At 42.5% G+C, this 515-nt stretch carries 1 pseudogene; it reads right to left on the bottom strand.

Features of this window, described 5'->3' with window-relative positions:
* Positions 1-515 (bottom strand): annotated as a pseudogene (locus G4D82_RS14325) (hypothetical protein); the annotation flags it as partial.

Genomic DNA, 515 nt, shown 5'->3' with positions numbered 1-515 from the left:
GATTTCACAAATTTGGTAAGTTAGGGTGTAAGTTCCCGCTGGTGTTCCTGCAGCAACCAAAACATCAGTTCCTGATAAAGTCACACCAGCGTTTGTAGAGCTAACAAAAGTTGTGTTTACTTGAGAAGCTAGTACAGCAAAACCATTTAAAGTATCGTTTACAAGTACGTTTGTGAAAGCAGTTCCACCGGCAAGTCCGTTTACAGTTGTTCCGGTATCGTCATTAGCGATGATTGAAGCCGCAGACACCGTTACTGTAACAATCGCAGTATCGCAGTTGCTTGGATTTAAGATTTCACAGATTTGGTAAGTTAGGGTGTAAGTTCCCGCTGGTGTTCCGGCAGCAACCAAAACATCAGTTCCTGATAAAGTCACACCAGCGTTTGTAGAGCTTACAAAAGTTGTATTTACTTGAGAAGCTAAAACAGCCACACCATTTAAAGTATCGTTTACAAGTACGTTTGTGAAAGCAGTTCCGCCGGCAAGTCCGTTTACAGTTGTTCCGGTATCGTCAT

The sequence above is a fragment of the Flavobacterium lotistagni genome, from assembly GCF_011392125.1.
Lineage (GTDB): Bacteria > Bacteroidota > Bacteroidia > Flavobacteriales > Flavobacteriaceae > Flavobacterium > Flavobacterium lotistagni.
The sequence above is the reverse complement of the archived record's forward strand: the minus strand, read 5'-3'. Positions and strand labels throughout refer to the sequence as shown.